This window comes from Streptomyces sp. TS71-3 (genome assembly GCF_018327685.1).
Taxonomy (GTDB): domain Bacteria; phylum Actinomycetota; class Actinomycetes; order Streptomycetales; family Streptomycetaceae; genus Streptomyces.
In genome coordinates, this window is the sequence record NZ_BNEL01000001.1 from 619,923 (window position 1) to 634,846 (window position 14,924).

The 14,924-nt window shown below is 67.6% G+C and carries 27 protein-coding genes; all 27 read left to right on the plus strand.

Annotated elements, in window-relative coordinates; translation table 11 throughout:
- Window positions 1-18 precede the first annotated feature (18 nt).
- The 27 genes from rplC (at window position 19) to rpsK (ending at window position 14,674) form a co-directional block, all read left to right on the plus strand.
- Window positions 19-666, plus strand: a complete 648-nt coding sequence (gene rplC, locus Sm713_RS02690) for a 50S ribosomal protein L3 (RefSeq protein WP_212908091.1) — start codon at window positions 19-21, stop codon at window positions 664-666.
- Window positions 667-673: 7 nt separating this feature from the next.
- The gene (rplD, locus tag Sm713_RS02695) at window positions 674-1,333 is read left to right on the plus strand and encodes a 50S ribosomal protein L4 (RefSeq protein ID WP_212908092.1); all 660 of its coding nucleotides are present in this window, start codon (window positions 674-676) and stop codon (window positions 1,331-1,333) included.
- Window positions 1,333-1,749 (plus strand): 50S ribosomal protein L23, encoded by a 417-nt coding sequence (gene rplW, locus Sm713_RS02700; RefSeq protein ID WP_212908093.1) that lies wholly within the window; start codon window positions 1,333-1,335, stop codon window positions 1,747-1,749. Before rplD ends, rplW begins: the two co-directional genes overlap by 1 nt.
- A 39-nt stretch (window positions 1,750-1,788) precedes the next feature.
- Window positions 1,789-2,625: a 50S ribosomal protein L2 gene (gene rplB, locus Sm713_RS02705; RefSeq protein WP_212908094.1), complete on the plus strand. Its 837-nt coding sequence runs from the start codon at window positions 1,789-1,791 to the stop codon at window positions 2,623-2,625.
- A gap of 12 nt (window positions 2,626-2,637) precedes the next feature.
- Window positions 2,638-2,919, plus strand: coding sequence for a 30S ribosomal protein S19 (gene rpsS, locus Sm713_RS02710; protein ID WP_003948639.1), 282 nt, complete (start codon window positions 2,638-2,640; stop codon window positions 2,917-2,919).
- A gap of 50 nt (window positions 2,920-2,969) precedes the next feature.
- On the plus strand, window positions 2,970-3,317 hold the full coding sequence (rplV, locus tag Sm713_RS02715) for a 50S ribosomal protein L22 (protein ID WP_212908095.1): 348 nt from the start codon (window positions 2,970-2,972) through the stop codon (window positions 3,315-3,317).
- On the plus strand, window positions 3,317-4,174 hold the full coding sequence (rpsC, locus tag Sm713_RS02720; RefSeq protein WP_212908096.1) for a 30S ribosomal protein S3: 858 nt from the start codon (window positions 3,317-3,319) through the stop codon (window positions 4,172-4,174). The genes rplV and rpsC overlap by 1 nt, the downstream gene beginning before the upstream one ends.
- 5 nt (window positions 4,175-4,179) lie before the next feature.
- Window positions 4,180-4,599, plus strand: a complete 420-nt coding sequence (gene rplP, locus Sm713_RS02725; RefSeq protein WP_212908097.1) for a 50S ribosomal protein L16 — start codon at window positions 4,180-4,182, stop codon at window positions 4,597-4,599.
- On the plus strand, window positions 4,599-4,823 hold the full coding sequence (gene rpmC, locus Sm713_RS02730) for a 50S ribosomal protein L29 (RefSeq protein ID WP_212908098.1): 225 nt from the start codon (window positions 4,599-4,601) through the stop codon (window positions 4,821-4,823). The genes rplP and rpmC overlap by 1 nt, the downstream gene beginning before the upstream one ends.
- Window positions 4,823-5,122, plus strand: coding sequence for a 30S ribosomal protein S17 (gene rpsQ, locus Sm713_RS02735; RefSeq protein ID WP_212908099.1), 300 nt, complete (start codon window positions 4,823-4,825; stop codon window positions 5,120-5,122). The genes rpmC and rpsQ overlap by 1 nt, the downstream gene beginning before the upstream one ends.
- Window positions 5,123-5,263: 141 nt before the next feature.
- A complete protein-coding gene (gene rplN / locus Sm713_RS02740; RefSeq protein WP_189931916.1) occupies window positions 5,264-5,632 on the plus strand; it encodes a 50S ribosomal protein L14 in 369 nt (122 codons plus the stop codon).
- Window positions 5,633-5,634: 2 nt separating this feature from the next.
- Window positions 5,635-5,958, plus strand: coding sequence for a 50S ribosomal protein L24 (gene rplX, locus Sm713_RS02745; RefSeq protein WP_212908100.1), 324 nt, complete (start codon window positions 5,635-5,637; stop codon window positions 5,956-5,958).
- A complete protein-coding gene (gene rplE / locus Sm713_RS02750) occupies window positions 5,958-6,521 on the plus strand; it encodes a 50S ribosomal protein L5 (protein ID WP_212908101.1) in 564 nt (187 codons plus the stop codon). The genes rplX and rplE overlap by 1 nt, the downstream gene beginning before the upstream one ends.
- A 5-nt stretch (window positions 6,522-6,526) precedes the next feature.
- Entirely contained in the window at window positions 6,527-6,712 is a 186-nt protein-coding gene (locus Sm713_RS02755; RefSeq protein ID WP_003956452.1) for a type Z 30S ribosomal protein S14, read from the plus strand.
- 104 nt (window positions 6,713-6,816) lie between these two features.
- A complete protein-coding gene (gene rpsH / locus Sm713_RS02760; RefSeq protein WP_212908102.1) occupies window positions 6,817-7,215 on the plus strand; it encodes a 30S ribosomal protein S8 in 399 nt (132 codons plus the stop codon).
- Window positions 7,216-7,236: 21 nt separating this feature from the next.
- Entirely contained in the window at window positions 7,237-7,773 is a 537-nt protein-coding gene (gene rplF, locus Sm713_RS02765) for a 50S ribosomal protein L6 (RefSeq protein ID WP_212908103.1), read from the plus strand.
- A gap of 3 nt (window positions 7,774-7,776) precedes the next feature.
- A complete protein-coding gene (rplR, locus tag Sm713_RS02770) occupies window positions 7,777-8,160 on the plus strand; it encodes a 50S ribosomal protein L18 (RefSeq protein WP_212908104.1) in 384 nt (127 codons plus the stop codon).
- Window positions 8,161-8,199: 39 nt separating this feature from the next.
- Window positions 8,200-8,805 carry a 30S ribosomal protein S5 gene (gene rpsE / locus Sm713_RS02775; RefSeq protein WP_212908105.1) on the plus strand — a complete coding sequence of 202 codons (606 nt, stop codon included), beginning with the start codon at window positions 8,200-8,202 and terminating at the stop codon, window positions 8,803-8,805.
- Entirely contained in the window at window positions 8,805-8,987 is a 183-nt protein-coding gene (rpmD, locus tag Sm713_RS02780) for a 50S ribosomal protein L30 (protein WP_212908106.1), read from the plus strand. Before rpsE ends, rpmD begins: the two co-directional genes overlap by 1 nt.
- A 2-nt stretch (window positions 8,988-8,989) precedes the next feature.
- Window positions 8,990-9,442 carry a 50S ribosomal protein L15 gene (gene rplO, locus Sm713_RS02785; protein WP_212908107.1) on the plus strand — a complete coding sequence of 151 codons (453 nt, stop codon included), beginning with the start codon at window positions 8,990-8,992 and terminating at the stop codon, window positions 9,440-9,442.
- A gap of 233 nt (window positions 9,443-9,675) precedes the next feature.
- Window positions 9,676-10,989, plus strand: coding sequence for a preprotein translocase subunit SecY (gene secY / locus Sm713_RS02790; protein WP_212908108.1), 1,314 nt, complete (start codon window positions 9,676-9,678; stop codon window positions 10,987-10,989).
- Complete coding sequence (locus Sm713_RS02795) at window positions 10,989-11,642, plus strand: adenylate kinase (protein ID WP_212908109.1); 654 nt, start codon at window positions 10,989-10,991, stop codon at window positions 11,640-11,642. Before secY ends, Sm713_RS02795 begins: the two co-directional genes overlap by 1 nt.
- A gap of 452 nt (window positions 11,643-12,094) precedes the next feature.
- A complete protein-coding gene (gene map / locus Sm713_RS02800) occupies window positions 12,095-12,937 on the plus strand; it encodes a type I methionyl aminopeptidase (RefSeq protein ID WP_212908110.1) in 843 nt (280 codons plus the stop codon).
- A gap of 278 nt (window positions 12,938-13,215) precedes the next feature.
- A complete protein-coding gene (gene infA / locus Sm713_RS02805) occupies window positions 13,216-13,437 on the plus strand; it encodes a translation initiation factor IF-1 (RefSeq protein ID WP_003948620.1) in 222 nt (73 codons plus the stop codon).
- A gap of 59 nt (window positions 13,438-13,496) precedes the next feature.
- On the plus strand, window positions 13,497-13,610 hold the full coding sequence (rpmJ, locus tag Sm713_RS02810) for a 50S ribosomal protein L36 (protein ID WP_003974245.1): 114 nt from the start codon (window positions 13,497-13,499) through the stop codon (window positions 13,608-13,610).
- Between the two features lie 218 nt (window positions 13,611-13,828).
- The gene (gene rpsM / locus Sm713_RS02815; RefSeq protein ID WP_212908111.1) at window positions 13,829-14,209 is read left to right on the plus strand and encodes a 30S ribosomal protein S13; all 381 of its coding nucleotides are present in this window, start codon (window positions 13,829-13,831) and stop codon (window positions 14,207-14,209) included.
- A gap of 60 nt (window positions 14,210-14,269) precedes the next feature.
- The gene (rpsK, locus tag Sm713_RS02820) at window positions 14,270-14,674 is read left to right on the plus strand and encodes a 30S ribosomal protein S11 (protein WP_003948617.1); all 405 of its coding nucleotides are present in this window, start codon (window positions 14,270-14,272) and stop codon (window positions 14,672-14,674) included.
- The last annotated feature ends 250 nt before the right edge of the window (window positions 14,675-14,924 follow it).

A 14,924-nucleotide genomic window follows, 5' to 3' on the forward strand; every position in this document is an offset into this window, starting at 1 on the left:
AAGGCGGGCTGACCAACGATGACGACCAAGAACATCAAGGGCATCCTGGGCGAGAAGCTCGGCATGACTCAGGTCTGGGACGAGAACAACCGTGTCGTCCCGGTGACCGTGGTCAAGGCCGGACCCTGCGTCGTGACCCAGGTCCGCAGCGGCGACCGCGACGGCTACGAGTCCGTCCAGATCGCCTTCGGCGAGATCGACCCGCGCAAGGTGAACAAGCCCCTCAAGGGCCACTTCTCCAAGGCCGACGTCACGCCCCGCCGCCACCTCGTCGAGATCCGTACCGCCGACGCGAGCGAGTACACCCTCGGCCAGGAGGTGACCGCCGAGACCTTCGAGTCGGGCGGCAAGGTCGACGTGACCGGCAAGAGCAAGGGCAAGGGCTTCGCCGGTGTCATGAAGCGCCACAACTTCAAGGGCCTCGGCGCCGGCCACGGCACGCAGCGCAAGCACCGCTCTCCCGGCTCCATCGGCGGCTGCGCCACCCCCGGTCGGGTGTTCAAGGGCCTGCGCATGGCGGGCCGCATGGGCAACGAGCGGGTCACCACCCAGAACCTGACCGTCCACGCCGTTGACGCGGAGAAGGGCCTGCTGCTCATCAAGGGCGCGGTTCCCGGTCCGAACGGCGGCCTCGTCCTGGTCCGCACCGCGGCCAAGGGGGCCTGAGGGAACGATGAGCACTGTTGACATCCTTTCGCCGGCGGGCGACAAGGCCGGTACCGTCGAGCTCCCCGCGGAGATCTTCGACGCCAAGATCAGCATTCCGCTGATCCACCAGGTCGTCGTCGCGCAGCTGGCCGCGGCCCGTCAGGGCACGCACAAGACCAAGACGCGCGGCGAGGTCCGCGGCGGTGGCAAGAAGCCGTACCGCCAGAAGGGCACCGGCCGCGCCCGTCAGGGCTCGACCCGCGCGCCGCAGTTCGCGGGCGGTGGCGTCGTGCACGGTCCCGTGCCGCGCGACTACTCGCAGCGGACGCCCAAGAAGATGAAGGCCGCCGCCCTGCGCGGTGCCCTCACCGACCGGGCCCGCAATGACCGCATCCACGTCGTCTCCGGTGTGATCGAGGGCGACGCCCCGTCCACCAAGGCGGCCAGGAGCCTGCTCGGCAGGATCAGCGAGCGCAAGAACGTGCTGCTGGTCGTCGACCGCACCGACGAGGCCGCGTGGCTGTCCGCCCGCAACCTCCCCCAGGTGCACATCCTGGAGCCGGGCCAGCTCAACACGTACGACGTGCTCGTCTCGGACGACGTGGTCTTCACCCAGGCCGCCCTGGAGGCCTTCGTGGCCGCCCGTACGCCGGCCGCCGCGACCGCTGAAGGGAGCGAGGCCTGATGGCTACGCGTCACCCGAGCATTGCCCCCAAGGCGGCCAAGGCCGCGAAGGCGGCCCGCATCGCCAAGGCGAGGCGGCACGCCACCGAGGGCAGGAACACCGTCGAGACGCCGCTGAGCAAGTCGTACACGGACCCCCGTGACATCCTGCTCAAGCCGGTCGTCTCCGAGAAGAGCTACGCGCTGCTCGACGAGAACAAGTACACGTTCGTCGTCGACCCGCGTGCCAACAAGACCCAGATCAAGCAGGCCGTCCAGGCGGTCTTCTCGGTCAAGGTCACCGGGGTCAACACGATCAACCGCCAGGGCAAGCGGAAGCGCACCCGCACCGGTTTCGGCAAGCGCGCCGACACCAAGCGCGCGATCGTGACCCTTGCCGAGGGCGACCGTATCGACATCTTCGGCCAGGCCTCCTGAGGGAGCGCCCTGGTCCGAATATCGGACGAGGACTGAGAAATGGGAATCCGCAAGTACAAGCCGACGACGCCGGGCCGCCGTGGCGCCTCCGTCGCCGACTTCGTCGAGGTGACGCGGTCCACGCCGGAGAAGTCGCTGGTCCGCCCCCTGCACAGCAAGGGCGGCCGTAACAACGCCGGTCGTGTGACCGTTCGCCACCAGGGCGGCGGGCACAAGCGTGCCTACCGTCTGATCGACTTCCGCCGCCACGACAAGGACGGCGTTCCGGCGAAGGTCGCGCACATCGAGTACGACCCGAACCGCACCGCACGCATCGCGCTGCTGCACTACGCCGACGGCGAGAAGCGCTACATCCTCGCGCCGCGCGGCCTGACCCAGGGCGACCGGGTCGAGAACGGCCCCGCGGCCGACATCAAGCCGGGCAACAACCTGGCGCTGCGCAACATCCCGGTCGGTACGACGCTCCACGCGATCGAGCTCCGTCCGGGCGGCGGCGCCAAGTTCGCCCGCTCCGCCGGCGCCTCGGTGCAGCTGCTCGCGAAGGAGGGCTCGATGGCCCACCTCCGCATGCCCTCCGGAGAGATCCGGCTGGTCGACGTCCGCTGCCGCGCCACCGTCGGCGAGGTCGGCAACGCCGAGCAGTCGAACATCAACTGGGGCAAGGCGGGCCGCAAGCGCTGGCTGGGCGTCCGCCCGACCGTCCGCGGTGTCGCGATGAACCCCGTCGACCACCCGCACGGTGGTGGCGAGGGCAAGACCTCCGGTGGCCGCCACCCGGTGAGCCCCTGGGGTCAGAAGGAAGGACGTACGCGCTCCCCCAAGAAGGCGAGCAACAAGTACATCGTCCGCCGCCGCAAGACGAACAAGAAGCGCTAGGAGCGGGTTCAGATGCCGCGCAGTCTCAAGAAGGGGCCCTTCGTCGACGACCACCTGATCAAGAAGGTGGACGTCCAGAACGAAGCCGGCACCAAGAACGTCATCAAGACCTGGTCCCGTCGCTCGATGATCGTCCCGGCCATGCTCGGCCACACGATCGCGGTGCACAACGGCAAGACCCACATCCCGGTGTTCGTCACCGAGTCGATGGTCGGCCACAAGCTCGGCGAGTTCTCGCCGACGCGCACCTTCCGGGGCCACGTCAAGGACGACCGCAAGTCGAAGCGCCGCTGACGCGGGGTGCAAACGACATGACGAACGTGTCAGACACTGAAGGGACAACCATGGAAGCCAGGGCTCAGGCGCGGTACATCCGCGTCACGCCCATGAAGGCCCGCCGCGTGGTGGACCTCATCCGTGGCATGGACGCCGCGGAGGCTCAGGCGGTCCTGCGTTTCGCCCCGCAGGCCGCGAGTGAGCCGGTGGGCAAGGTGCTCAACAGCGCCATCGCCAACGCCGCGCACAACTACGACCACACCGATGTCACCAGCCTCTTCGTTTCCGAGGCCTTTGTGGACGAGGGCCCGACCCTGAAGCGGTTCCGGCCGCGCGCCCAGGGCCGTGCCTACCGGATCCGCAAGCGGACCAGCCACATCACCGTGGTCGTCAGCAGCAAGGAAGGAACCCGGTAATGGGCCAGAAGGTAAACCCGCACGGGTTCCGGCTCGGTGTCACCACCGACTTCAAGTCGCGCTGGTACGCCGACAAGCTGTACAAGGACTACGTCAAGGAAGACGTCGCCATCCGCCGGATGATGACGAAGGGCATGGAGCGCGCCGGCATCTCCAAGGTGGAGATCGAGCGCACCCGTGACCGTGTGCGGGTCGACATCCACACCGCGCGCCCCGGCATCGTCATCGGCCGCCGCGGCGCCGAGGCCGACCGCATCCGCGGCGACCTGGAGAAGCTCACCGGCAAGCAGGTCCAGCTGAACATCCTCGAGGTCAAGAACCCCGAGGTCGACGCTCAGCTGGTGTCGCAGGCCGTCGCCGAGCAGCTCTCCTCGCGCGTCTCCTTCCGCCGCGCCATGCGCAAGAGCATGCAGTCGGCGATGAAGGCGGGCGCCAAGGGCATCAAGATCCAGTGCGGTGGCCGCCTCGGCGGCGCCGAGATGTCCCGCTCGGAGTTCTACCGCGAGGGCCGCGTGCCCCTGCACACGCTCCGTGCCAACGTGGACTACGGCTTCTTCGAGGCCAAGACCACCTTCGGCCGGATCGGCGTGAAGGTGTGGATCTACAAGGGCGACGTGAAGAACATCGCCGAGGTCCGCGCCGAGAACGCGGCCGCCCGTGCCGGCAACCGCCCGGCCCGTGGTGGCGGCGGCTCCGACCGCCCGGCCCGTGGCGGCCGCGGTGGCGAGCGGGGCGGCCGTGGCCGCAGGCCGCAGCAGCAGCCGAGCGCCGCCGCGGCGAGCGCCGAGGCACCCAAGGCCGAGGAAGGCGCCGCGGCTCCCGCGGCACCCGCCGAGACCAGTGGAACGGAGGCCTGACCGACATGCTGATCCCACGTAGGGTCAAGCACCGCAAGCAGCACCACCCGAAGCGCAGCGGCGCTGCCAAGGGCGGTACGCAGGTGTCGTTCGGCGAGTTCGGTATCCAGGCGCTCACCCCGGCGTACGTGACGAACCGTCAGATCGAGGCCGCTCGTATCGCGATGACGCGTCACATCAAGCGTGGCGGCAAGGTCTGGATCAACATCTACCCGGACCGCCCGCTGACGAAGAAGCCCGCCGAGACCCGCATGGGTTCCGGTAAGGGTTCGCCGGAGTGGTGGATCGCGAACGTCAAGCCTGGCCGGGTGATGTTCGAGCTGTCCTACCCGAACGAGAAGATTGCGCGTGAGGCGCTTACCCGCGCTGCTCACAAGCTTCCGATGAAGTGCCGCATCGTTCGGCGCGAGGCAGGTGAAGCGTGATGTCGGCCGGTACCAAGGCCTCCGAGCTGCGCGAACTGGGCAACGAGGAGCTTCTGGGGAAGCTCACCGAGGCCAAGGCAGAGCTGTTCAACCTCCGCTTCCAGGCGGCGACCGGCCAGCTCGAGAACCACGGGCGGCTGAAGGCCGTCCGCAAGGACATCGCCCGGATCTACACCCTGATGCGCGAGCGTGAGCTGGGCATCGAGACGGTGGAGAGCGCCTGATGAGCGAGACGAACGTGACTGAGACTGCAACCAAGAGCGACTCCGAGGAGCGCGGCTTCCGCAAGACCCGTGAGGGTCTCGTCGTCAGCGACAAGATGGACAAGACCGTCGTCGTCGCTGTCGAGGACCGCGTCAAGCACGCGCTGTACGGCAAGGTCATCCGCCGTACCAGCAAGCTCAAGGCGCACGACGAGCAGAACGCCGCGGGTGTCGGCGACCGTGTCCTCCTGATGGAGACCCGGCCGCTCTCCGCGACGAAGCGCTGGCGCGTCGTCGAGATCCTCGAGAAGGCGAAGTAATACTGCGGGGCCCCAGCGCCCCGCATGCCCCCGCTGGGGCCCGCCGCCCGGGCAGAGAACCGGGCGGCGGCCTCCAGCACCAGTTCCGCCAGGCTCTCCGGCTCACCCCGGAGGGAACCGGCAGACGATCAGGAGAAAGACGTGATCCAGCAGGAGTCGCGGCTGCGCGTCGCCGACAACACCGGTGCCAAGGAGATCCTTTGCATCCGTGTTCTCGGTGGCTCGGGCCGCCGCTACGCGGGCATCGGTGACGTCATCGTCGCCACCGTCAAGGACGCGATCCCCGGTGGCAACGTGAAGAAGGGTGACGTCGTCAAGGCGGTCATCGTTCGCACCGTCAAGGAGCGCCGCCGCCCGGACGGCTCGTACATCCGTTTCGACGAGAACGCCGCCGTCATTCTGAGGAACGACGGCGACCCCCGAGGCACCCGTATCTTCGGCCCGGTCGGCCGTGAGCTGCGCGAGAAGAAGTTCATGAAGATCATCTCGCTGGCCCCGGAGGTGCTGTAGGCATGAAGATCAAGAAGGGCGACCTGGTCCAGGTCATCACCGGCAAGGACAGGGGCAAGCAGGGCAAGGTCATCGCGGCCTTCCCCAAGCTCGACCGTGTTCTCGTCGAGGGTGTCAACCGGGTCAAGAAGCACACCAAGACCGGCCAGACCGCACGCGGCTCGAAGACCGGCGGCATCGTGACCACCGAGGCCCCGATCCACGTGAGCAACGTCCAGCTCGTGGTGGAGAAGGACGGCAACAAGGTCGTCACCCGCGTCGGCTACCGCTTCGACGACGAAGGCAACAAGATCCGCGTTGCCAAGCGGACCGGTGAGGACATCTGATGACGACTGCTGCCACCACCGCGCCGCGTCTGAAGACGCGCTACCGCGAAGAGATCGTCGGCAAGCTGCGTGACCAGTTCAAGTACGAGAACGTCATGCAGGTGCCCGGTCTGGTCAAGATCGTGGTCAACATGGGTGTGGGCGACGCCGCCCGCGACTCCAAGCTGATCGAGGGCGCCGTGCGCGACCTCGCCACGATCACCGGCCAGAAGCCCGCCGTCACCAAGGCCCGGAAGTCCATCGCGCAGTTCAAGCTGCGCGAGGGCCAGCCGATCGGTGCGCACGTCACGCTCCGCGGCGACCGGATGTGGGAGTTCCTGGACCGCACGCTGTCGCTGGCGCTCCCGCGCATCCGCGACTTCCGCGGTCTGTCCCCGAAGCAGTTCGACGGCCGGGGCAACTACACCTTCGGTCTCACGGAGCAGGTCATGTTCCACGAGATCGACCAGGACAAGATCGACCGCGTCCGGGGTATGGACATCACCGTGGTCACCACGGCGACCAACGACGAAGAGGGCCGCGCGCTCCTCCGTCACCTCGGCTTCCCGTTCAAGGAGGCGTGAGCGAGATGGCGAAGAAGGCCCTGATCGCGAAGGCTGCCCGCAAGCCCAAGTTCGGCGTGCGTGCCTACACCCGCTGCCAGCGGTGCGGCCGTCCGCACTCCGTGTACCGCAAGTTCGGCCTCTGCCGTGTGTGCCTGCGTGAGATGGCACACCGCGGCGAGCTGCCGGGCGTCACCAAGAGCTCCTGGTAGTCACCACTACGCCGTAGGTCCCCGCACCACACCCGTCCCGTCCCGTACGGGGAGAGGGATGGCGCAGACAGGAAACCCCGGCGAGAAAGGCCATAGGCCACTTCATGACCATGACTGATCCCATCGCAGACATGCTGACCCGTCTGCGGAACGCGAACTCGGCGTACCACGACACCGTGGGAATGCCGCACAGCAAGATCAAGTCGCACATCGCGGAGATCCTCCAGCAGGAGGGCTTCATCACCGGCTGGAAGACCGAGGACGCCGAGGTGGGCAAGAACCTCATCCTCGAGCTGAAGTTCGGCCCGAACCGCGAGCGCTCCATCGCGGGCATCAAGCGGATCTCGAAGCCCGGTCTGCGGGTCTACGCGAAGTCCACCAACCTGCCGAGGGTGCTGGGCGGCCTGGGCGTGGCGATCATCTCCACGTCCCACGGGCTCCTCACCGACAAGCAGGCCGGCAAGAAGGGTGTGGGCGGGGAAGTCCTCGCCTACGTCTGGTAATCGGGAAGAGGAGGAAAAGCAATGTCGCGTATCGGCAAGCTTCCCATCCCGGTTCCCACCGGCGTGGACGTCACCATCGACGGCCGTACGGTCCAGGTGAAGGGCCCCAAGGGCGCCCTTTCCCACACCGTTGTCGCGCCGATCGAGATCGAGAAGGGCGAGGGCGTGCTCAACGTCACCCGCCCCAACGACGAGCGGCAGAACAAGGCCCTGCACGGCCTGTCCCGCACGCTGGTGGCGAACATGATCACCGGTGTGACCGCGGGATACGTCAAGAAGCTCGAAATCAGCGGTGTCGGTTACCGTGTCGTGGCGAAGGGCTCCAACCTGGAGTTCTCGCTCGGCTACAGCCACTCGATCCTCGTCGAGGCCCCCGAGGGCATCACCTTCAAGGTCGAGAACCCGACCCATTTCTCGGTCGAGGGCATCGACAAGCAGAAGGTCGGCGAGGTCGCCGCGAACATCCGCAAGCTCCGCAAGCCCGACCCGTACAAGGCCAAGGGCGTCAAGTACGAGGGCGAAGTCATCCGCCGCAAGGTCGGAAAGGCGGGTAAGTAAGCCATGGCATACGGAACGAAGATCGCCAAGGGTGACGCCTACAAGCGCGCCGCGATCAAGCGCCGCCACATCCGGATCCGCAAGAAGGTCTCCGGTACGGCGGAGCGTCCGCGCCTGGTCGTGACCCGGTCCAACCGCCACATCGTGGCCCAGGTCATCGACGACCTGAAGGGGCACACCGTGGCGTCCGCGTCGACGCTGGACAGCTCGATCCGCGACGGCGAGGGCGACAAGTCCGCGCTGGCCGGCAGGGTCGGCGCCCTGGTCGCCGAGCGCGCCAAGGCGGCGGGTGTCGAGGCCGTGGTGTTCGACCGTGGCGGCAACAAGTACGCGGGGCGCATCGCCGCCCTGGCCGACGCAGCCCGCGAAGCCGGTCTCAAGTTCTGAGCCTGCCGTAGCTAGCGGAGACGAAGAGAGGTAATTCCAATGGCTGGACCCCAGCGCCGCGGTAGCGGTGCCGGTGGCGGCGAGCGGCGGGACCGGAAGGGCCGTGACGGCGGCGCAGCTGCCGCCGAGAAGACCGCGTACGTTGAGCGCGTCGTCGCGATCAACCGCGTCGCCAAGGTTGTGAAGGGTGGTCGTCGCTTCAGCTTCACCGCGCTGGTCGTGGTGGGCGATGGTGACGGCACCGTCGGTGTCGGCTACGGCAAGGCCAAGGAGGTGCCGGCCGCCATCGCCAAGGGTGTCGAGGAGGCCAAGAAGCACTTCTTCAAGGTCCCCCGGATCCAGGGCACCATCCCGCACCCGATCACGGGAGAGAAGGCCGCGGGCGTCGTCCTGCTCAAGCCCGCTTCCCCCGGTACCGGCGTTATCGCCGGTGGCCCGGTGCGTGCGGTGCTGGAGTGCGCCGGCGTCCACGACATCCTGTCGAAGTCGCTCGGCTCGTCCAACGCGATCAACATCGTGCACGCCACGGTGGAGGCCCTGAAGGGCCTCCAGCGTCCCGAGGAGATCGCGGCCCGCCGCGGTCTGCCCCTGGAGGACGTCGCCCCCGCGGCGCTGCTGCGTGCACGTGCCGGGGCGGGTGTGTGATGGCCCGGCTCAAGATCACGCAGACAAAGTCGTACATCGGCAGCAAGCAGAACCACCGTGACACCCTTCGTACGCTGGGCCTCAAGCGCCTGCACGATGTGGTCGTCAAGGAGGACCGCCCCGAGTTCCGCGGCATGGTGCACACCGTCCGCCACCTCGTGACGGTCGAGGAGGTCGACTGATCATGGCGGAGCAGAAGCCGCTCAAGATCCACAACCTCCGTCCGGCCCCCGGCGCCAAGACCGCCAAGACCCGCGTCGGTCGTGGTGAGGCGTCGAAGGGCAAGACGGCCGGTCGTGGCACCAAGGGCACCAAGGCCCGCTACCAGGTTCCGGAGCGCTTCGAGGGCGGCCAGATGCCGCTCCACATGCGGCTGCCGAAGCTGAAGGGCTTCAAGAACCCGTTCAAGACGGAGTACCAGGTCGTCAACCTCGACAAGCTCTCCGTCCTCTACCCCGACGGCGGGGACGTCACGGTGGCCGACCTGGTCGCCAAGGGCGCCGTTCGCAAGAACAGCCCCGTCAAGGTCCTCGGCCAGGGCGAGCTCTCCGTGGCGCTGCGGGTGACGGTCGACGCCGTCTCCGGCTCCGCCAAGGAGAAGATCACCGCGGCCGGCGGAACCGTCACCGAGGCATGACCAGGTGACCTGAATCACGCCAACCGGGGATACCGCAAACGGGGTATCCCCGGTTGGTCATTCCACGGGGGCAGAGTCGCCGGTAAGGTTGCCTCCACTGCCAACTTTCACACGCGCCGGAGCACACAAGGCGCCGGGGCGCGTGGGTTGACAGGTACACAGACCGGTATTCGTTGGAACCTCAAGACCGTCACCTCTGACGCACGCGCGCGGGGGTCGCTGCAGGAGGCACCGTGCTCACCGCGTTCGCCCGGGCGTTCAGGACGCCCGACCTGCGCAAGAAGCTGCTCTTCTCGCTCGGCATCATCGCCGTGTACCGCATCGGGACGCACATCCCGATTCCAGGGGTCAGCTACAAGAACGTCCAGACGTGTATGGACCAGGCCAGCGCGAATCAGGGCCTGTTCGGTCTGGTCAACATGTTCAGTGGTGGCGCGCTGCTCCAGATCACGGTCTTCGCGCTCGGCATCATGCCGTACATCACAGCGAGCATCATCCTCCAGCTGCTGACCGTGGTCATTCCACGCCTGGAAGCCCTGAAGAAGGAGGGCCAGGCGGGTACCGCGAAGATCACGCAGTACACCCGCTACCTGACGGTCGCGCTGGCCGTGCTCCAGGGCACCGGCCTGGTCGCCACCGCCCGCAGCGGCGCGCTCTTCCAGGGCTGCCCGGTCGCCACGGACATCGTCCCGAACCAGTCGATCTTCACCACCATCGTGATGGTCGTCACCATGACCGCCGGCACCGGCGTCGTGATGTGGCTCGGCGAGCTGATCACCGACCGGGGCATCGGCAACGGCATGTCGATCCTGATGTTCATCTCGATCTGCGCCACGTTCCCGTCCCGCCTCTGGGCGATCAAGAAGCAGGGCACGCTCGCCGACGGCTGGATCGAGTTCGGCACGGTGATCCTGATCGGGCTCGTGATGGTCGGCCTCGTGGTCTTCGTGGAACAGGCGCAACGACGCATCCCGGTCCAGTACGCGAAGCGGATGATCGGCCGTCGCTCGTACGGCGGCACCTCGACCTACATTCCGCTCAAGGTCAACCAGGCGGGCGTGATCCCCGTCATCTTCGCGTCGTCGCTGCTGTACATTCCGGCGCTGGTCGCCCAGTTCTCCAGCGGGAATTCCGCCTGGAAGACCTGGATCGAGACCAACCTCACCAAGGGCGACCACCCGATCTACATCGCGATGTACTTCCTGTTGATCGTGTTCTTCGCTTTCTTCTACGTGGCGATCTCGTTCAACCCCGAGGAAGTCGCGGACAACATGAAGAAGTATGGTGGTTTCATCCCCGGCATCCGCGCCGGTCGCCCGACCGCTGAATACCTGGGTTATGTGCTCAACCGCATCACCTGGCCGGGCTCGCTGTATCTGGGTCTGATCGCCCTTGTGCCGACGGTGGCGCTGGTCGTCTTCGGGGCGAGTCAGAACTTCCCCTTCGGCGGTACCAGCATCCTGATCATCGTGGGAGTCGGCCTGGAGACGGTGAAGCAGATCGAGAGCCAGCTTCAGCAGCGCAACTACGAAGGGTTCCTCCGCTGATGCGAATCGTCCTCGTCGGACCGCCCGGTGCCGGCAAGGGAACGCAGGCCGCGTACCTAGCCAAGAACCTCTCGATCCCGCACATCTCGACGGGCGACCTGTTCCGGGCCCACATCAGCAACGGCACCGAGCTGGGCACGAAGGCCAAGGCGTACATGGACGCCGGAAACCTCGTGCCGGACGAGATCACCATCGCCATGGCGAAGGACCGCATGTCCCAGCCGGACGCCGAGGGCGGCTTCCTGCTGGACGGCTTCCCGCGGAACGTCGCCCAGGCCGAGTCGCTCGACGAGATGCTCAAGGCCGAGTCCATGAAGCTGGACGCGGTGCTGGACCTGGAGGTCCCGGAGGACGAGGTGGTCAAGCGGATCGCCGGCCGCCGCGTCTGCCGCAACGACGCGAGCCACGTCTTCCACGTCAGCTACGCCCCGCCGAAGCGGGAGGGCGTCTGCGACGCCTGCGGCGGGGAGCTGTACCAGCGCGAGGACGACAGCGAGGACACCGTCCGCAAGCGGCTGGAGGTGTACCACACCCAGACCGAGCCGGTGATCGACTACTACCGGTCCCAGGGGCTCGTGGTGACCATCTCGGCGCTCGGCAAGGTCGAAGAGGTCACCGAGAGGGCGATGGCGGCCCTGGGGTCCGCCGACTAGCCGTTTCAGCGTCTGTGGGGAGCCACCCCGGTTCCGTGAGGCCCGGGGCGCGAGCAGGTTTCTGTGGGGGGCCACCGCGGTGCCCTCAAGGGGCGCGGGGAACTGCGCGACCGGCCACGACGAGACCGTCGGATCGTCACTGTCCCGAAGGGGCAGATGCTGTCGTATCCAGACCACCGGCCGGTATGGGTTGCTCGCGCTCACGCGGCGGAGCCGCAAATCGACACAGCCCCGCGCCCCTACCTGGTCCGGCCTTCGGCCGGGTCCGTCAGGGGGTGACCCTTGCGGCCGGTGGCGGTCCCCGGGTCTCGCGCGGCTTGCTCGCGCAGTTCCCCGCGCCCCTGCCGGGGCGCTGCTTCCCGCGCCCCTTCGGAGCGCGACGTTGGCCTTAAGGTTGAAGGTCGGTGAATCCGGGCCGCCAGGCCCGCCGGCCAAGAAAGGCGACAGCCGCCATGGTGCAGATCAAGACCCCCGAGCAGATCGCCAAGATGCGTGAGGCGGGGCTGGTCGTGGCCGCCGTCCACGAGGCGACCAGGGCCGCCGCCGTGCCGGGAGCCACCACCAAGGACCTCGACGACATCGCCCGCAAGGTCCTCGCCGAGCACGGCGCCACCTCGAACTTCCTGGGCTACGGCGGCTTCCCCGCCACCATCTGCACTTCGGTGAACGAGGTCGTGGTCCACGGCATCCCGCGCTCCGACGTCGTCCTCAAGGACGGCGACATCATCTCGGTGGACGCCGGAGCCGTGGTCGACGGCTGGCACGGCGATGCCGCGTACACCGCCTTCGTCGGCAGCGGTCACCCCGCGGAGCTGGTCGAGCTGTCCCGGGTGACCGAGGAGTCCATGTGGGCCGGGCTCGCCGCCGTGAAGAACGGCAACCGGCTGGTGGACGTCTCCCGCGCCATCGAGACCTACATCCGCCGCCAGCCCAAGCCGGGCGGCGGCAAGTACGGGATCATCGAGGAGTACGGCGGGCACGGCATCGGGACCGAGATGCACATGGAGCCCCACCTGCTGAACTACGTGGAGCGACGGCGCGGGCGCGGACCCCGCCTGGTCCCCGGCTTCTGCCTCGCCATCGAGCCCATGGTCAGCCTCGGCACCCCCCGTACCCAGGTGCTCGACGACGACTGGACGGTGATCACGACCGACGGCACCTGGTCCTCGCACTGGGAGCACACCATCGCCCTCACCGAGGAGGGCCCGCTCGTGCTCACCGCCCCGGACGGCGGCAAGGCCAGGCTCGCCGAGTACGGGATCACCACCGCCCCGGATCCGTCCGCGGCGTCCTGAGGCTCGGCGATCAGGTCCGGCGGTGAGGTCGGCTGGGGTCTTCAGGAATAAAGTTCACCGTCACTGGGAATCCATGCGAGTACGCTGCTCCGGGCAGCGGCGATTCGTCTTTCCGGGTGCACTGACGTAGACTGACTCGTCGGCTCTCGTGCACCCGCCAATCAGCATGCGCTCCACCGGTGGTCCACCGCGCCTCCGTGCGGCCCTGGACCCCTGTGACGCCTGTACCAGTGGGGTCACAGGGAGTCGACTCAGGTAGTCGATTCGAAGGGCGAAGCGTGGCCAAGAAGCAAGGTGCCATCGAGATCGAGGGCACTGTCGTCGAGTCTCTTCCGAACGCGATGTTCAAGGTCGAGCTCCAGAACGGCCACCAGGTCCTGGCACACATCAGCGGCAAGATGCGCATGCACTACATCCGCATCCTCCCTGACGACCGGGTCGTGGTGGAGCTTTCTCCGTACGACCTCACCCGTGGCCGAATCGTCTACCGCTACAAGTAGATCTTGCTGAGGCCCCGCTCCCGTGGGGTTCCAGCACTGACCCGGAGAACTTCGATCCCATGAAGGTCAAGCCGAGCGTCAAGAAGATCTGCGACAAGTGCAGGGTGATCCGCCGTCACGGCCGGGTCATGGTCATCTGCGACAACCCGCGCCACAAGCAGCGCCAGGGCTGAGCAGGACCGCATCTCTGCACCCGCAGACTTCGCGCGACGCAAGCACGACACGTACATACGCAGGTCCCGGATCCCGTGCACCTCACCAGAGGCCGCAGGAATCCGACACCCCCGGTCGGAGGCCGGGGACCCAGCCGTACCGCATTTTCCCGCAAGGGGAGCCGGCGGCTGGGAGCCGGTCCTGTGGAAGACCTCCGACGATCAACTGGAGCCATTGAATGGCACGCGTTTCCGGTGTCGACATCCCGCGCGACAAGCGCGTGGAGGTCGCCCTCACCTACGTGTTCGGCATTGGCCGGACCCTGTCCCAGCAGACGCTGGCGGCCACGGGCGTGAGCCCCGACACCCGCGTCCGTGACCTGTCCGAAGAGGAACTGGTCCAGATCCGCGAGTACGTGGACGCCAACCTCAAGACCGAGGGTGACCTCCGCCGCGAGGTCGCGGCCGACATCCGCCGCAAGGTGGAGATCGGGTGCTACCAGGGCCTGCGGCACCGCCGTGGCTTGCCCGTACACGGCCAGCGCACCAGCACGAACGCCCGCACCCGCAAGGGCCCGCGTCGCGCCATCGCCGGCAAGAAGAAGCCGGGCAAGAAGTAGTCCTCAGCGGTCGATCGACAGCTGACGCTGCAGGACCGACCACCTCCACGGGAGAAATACATGCCTCCGAAGGGCCGTCAGGGCGCTGCCAAGAAGGTGCGCCGCAAGGAAAAGAAGAACGTCGCTCACGGGCACGCCCACATCAAGAGCACGTTCAACAACACCATCGTCTCGATCACCGACCCCACGGGCAACGTGATCTCCTGGGCCTCCGCCGGCCACGTCGGCTTCAAGGGCTCGCGCAAGTCGACCCCGTTCGCCGCGCAGATGGCCGCCGAGTCGGCCGCGCGCCGCGCGCAGGAGCACGGCATGCGCAAGGTGGACGTCTTCGTCAAGGGCCCGGGTTCGGGCCGTGAGACCGCCATCCGCTCGCTCCAGGCGACCGGCCTCGAGGTGGGCTCCATCCAGGACGTGACGCCCACGCCGCACAACGGCTGCCGCCCGCCGAAGCGCCGCCGGGTCTGACGCGCGGGTGCCGGCATGGCTGCCCGGCTGGGGGTGAGGGGGTCGTCCCCCTCATGTCACAGCACGGCTGCCGCCCGCCGAAGCGCCGCCGGGTCCGACACCGTGCGACGGCCGGATTCCGGCCTTCGGCAGCGGGTCCCACCGCTGATGGTTACGGGTGGTACGGCACGGTTTCGCCGTACCACCCGTACCCTTGCAGTACACCGCGCGAGTGCGCGCGGTCCGTCGGGCGTCAAATAGCGGGCGTCCA